General features: G+C 65.3%; 3 protein-coding genes. All 3 read left to right on the forward strand.

Annotation, left to right across the window (positions count from 1 at the left end; genetic code table 11):
- Window positions 1-464 precede the first annotated feature (464 nt).
- Genes ACXJKR_RS29490 through ACXJKR_RS29500 form a run of 3 tightly spaced genes read left to right on the forward strand, consistent with a single transcriptional unit; the run spans window position 465 to window position 2544 of the window.
- Complete coding sequence (locus ACXJKR_RS29490; RefSeq protein WP_457325871.1) at window positions 465-1490, forward strand: hypothetical protein; 1026 nt, start codon at window positions 465-467, stop codon at window positions 1488-1490.
- Window positions 1487-2095 (forward strand): GspMb/PilO family protein, encoded by a 609-nt coding sequence (locus ACXJKR_RS29495; RefSeq protein WP_457325872.1) that lies wholly within the window; start codon window positions 1487-1489, stop codon window positions 2093-2095. The genes ACXJKR_RS29490 and ACXJKR_RS29495 overlap by 4 nt, the downstream gene beginning before the upstream one ends.
- On the forward strand, window positions 2092-2544 hold the full coding sequence (locus ACXJKR_RS29500) for a hypothetical protein (RefSeq protein WP_457325873.1): 453 nt from the start codon (window positions 2092-2094) through the stop codon (window positions 2542-2544). Before ACXJKR_RS29495 ends, ACXJKR_RS29500 begins: the two co-directional genes overlap by 4 nt.
- The last annotated feature ends 29 nt before the right edge of the window (window positions 2545-2573 follow it).

Consider the following 2573-nt stretch of genomic DNA (forward strand, 5'->3'; position numbering starts at 1 on the left):
GCATGAAATGAACCCGAACACGGCGCCTCTGCCTCTGCTCAAGCTGGCATGGCCGCGCGTCGGCGAGGGGCAGTGGGGTTTGTTTGACACGCTTCGCCGCAGAGCCCCTTTTCCGACGGCGGCCGCTGCAGCTGCCGCGACCGGCATTCCGTTCACCGATCAGCTGACCGACTTCCGCGCGGGCGACGCACTGCGCTTGCGCGTCTGGGCGCCTGGCCTGCCGCAAGCCCTCGAATACAATTTATGGGTTTTGCCTAGCGGCGTCCGTGCGCCGTGGCTCATCCACTCGGTCGAGTATCGATCCAGGCCTCTGGTGCCCGCCCCCACGTCCCCGTCCGCCCCAAGCCCCGTTGAAAACTTTCCGACTCCCAGCCCGGACCTCTCTCGACCCCCAGACCCTGCGTCAATGGCGCCGTAGCGGGTGGGTGGAGCCGACCCGAGCCGGGAAGCGCTCCATCGTGCTCTTGGCGCGCAGCACCATGCGCTACCGCGCCTTCGACCTCCGGGACTTGCCTGTCGCCGAATGGTCCGGTGCGCTCCGTAGCCAATTAGCGGCGTGGCAACCATTTCCGGAATCCCACTGGGTGGTGCAGCTCGCGTCCGGCTGGGCTCAGGTCCACGCCATCCCACGCGACACCGTGTCGGACTTGGCGCCGTCGGTCCGGTGCTGGCCCGAATCAACTTTGCATGAACCACTGCTTGACCAGGGAGTTCGTCTGTTGGCCGCGCTAGAAGGCTTTGAGGGCCAGGTCTGGGCTGGTGGCATCCTGCGTGTCAGTCGCTGGTGGCCGCGCCTGCCCTCGGACGAGGAATGGCAGGCCTTTGTACGTGCCAGTGGACTGGGTGGCGGCGCCGAAGTGCAGCGGCCGGCCGTAGAGACACTTGCGTGGCGAACACCCTTGGTTTCGCCAGTGGCGCTGCATCAACTGGGCCAGGGCTCAATGAGGCCGTTGCAGGCGATTGCATCCGTCGCTCTCCTCGCCCTGCTGGCCCTGACCGGTTATGCCACACACGACACGTGGGACGCTTACCAGGCGCATGTTTCAAGCGCCGCCGAGGCGGAGGCTTTGCGTACTCAGGTAGAGCCTGTTTTGAAGGCGCGCGAGCGTGCAGCGGCACTCCAGCAAGACCTCGCCGCGCTGCTGGCGCCTCTGACTGCAGCTCAGCCGCTGGAAGTTTTAGACCACCTTTCGCGTCGGCTGCCCAATGGCGTTCTGTTGAAGGAATTTGATCTCCAGGGGCTTGAGGTGAGACTGCTGCTTGAGGCGCCAGCTGATGTGTCTCGTAGCCGTTTGATCGAGGCTCTGGAGGCGGGCGGTTGGTTCACCGGCGTATCTGAGCAGACGGGATCCAGAGCAGGCATCGTGTTGCAGATGACGCTGGCGTCGCCGCGCCCGCCCACTGCTTCCAACACGGAGGCGGGCGTGAGCCAGCGATCGGACGAGGCGCCTGCGTCCGCCCCCAGCCTGCCGCCTGGTGTGAAGCCATGAGCCGGGTGCAATCGTTGATTGCCGAGGCCCGACAGCAATGGCGAGCCAATGTCCGTCTGCGTTTCGGTGTTGCAGTCATTGCGGGTGTTGTCTGGCTTTGGGCGTTACTTGTGCTGATGGACGCCGCCAAGGCTTTTCGCGGTGAAGCTGAAGCGGCTCGCCAGCAGGCCGATCAGTGGCGGCCTCTGATCGGTCAGACAGCCTGGCCGGCGCGCGTGGACGAAGCCCGGAGCGAGATGGACGCAGCGCGCAGCTTGCAGTGGGCCGCTGCGTCAACAGGAGCGGCGGAGGCGCGTCTGCAAGACTATCTCCGTAGCTTGGCCGAAAAGGGCGGACTGAACGTGGTGGAGCTGACGATCCTGCAGGGCGCGGCCGAGGCGGCCTCGTCAGCAGCGGGCGGTGTTTTGCGCGCGCGGCTGGTCACAGATCTGAATCGGCCTGCCTTGATGGCGTTGCTTGCCGAGTTGCAGGGCGCGCAGCCGATGGTCATCGTCGACGTGATCAAGCTGCGGCCTGCCCAGGTGCCTGCGCGAGCAGAGTTGGAATTGCGTGCCCAGATGCGGGTGCAGTCGGTGTCTGGCAAATCGGATGAGGTCAAGCCATGACACAGGGATTCTTGAGCTCGCGAGTGCTGTTTGGGCTGGCGTTTGCGGCGCTTTTGGCGGGGTGGCTCGCGCCGCCGGCGCAGCCGGCCGATGTGGCCCTCGTGCGTGCAAGGCGAGATGCCTGGGTCTTGCCTGTTTTGCCCAGGCCTCAGCATCCCGGCGCGATGCCTGTCGTGGTGGCTGCTGCGCCTATGTGGGGAAGCGATCCGAAGCCTGTGGCGACCACGCCCGCTGCGGATCTCCGCTGGCGACTCGCCGGGTTGTATGGCAGCGGGCGAGCAGGCGGCGCCGTGTTGATATTCCTGGATCCGACCAAGCCCCCGCAGCGACTCAAGGTCGGCGACAAGCTGCCCGATGGTCAGGCGATCGTGGCTGTTGAAGGCAATGAATTGGTGGTGCGAAATGTCAAGAAAAAGTTGGAACGTCTGCCGGTCGAGCGTTATGAGTGAGCTGCGACTGGCGCCGTTGGGGCTGGCTT

The organism is Roseateles sp. P5_E11 (genome assembly GCF_054049355.1).

Bases quoted from the DNA above. Each gene is read 5' to 3' on its own strand.
- ACXJKR_RS29495 (WP_457325872.1), top strand. From the start codon at position 1,487: ATGAGCCGGGTGCAATCGTTGATTGCCGAGGCCCGACAGCAATGGCGA.
- ACXJKR_RS29500 (WP_457325873.1), top strand. From the start codon at position 2,092: ATGACACAGGGATTCTTGAGCTCGCGAGTGCTGTTTGGGCTGGCGTTT.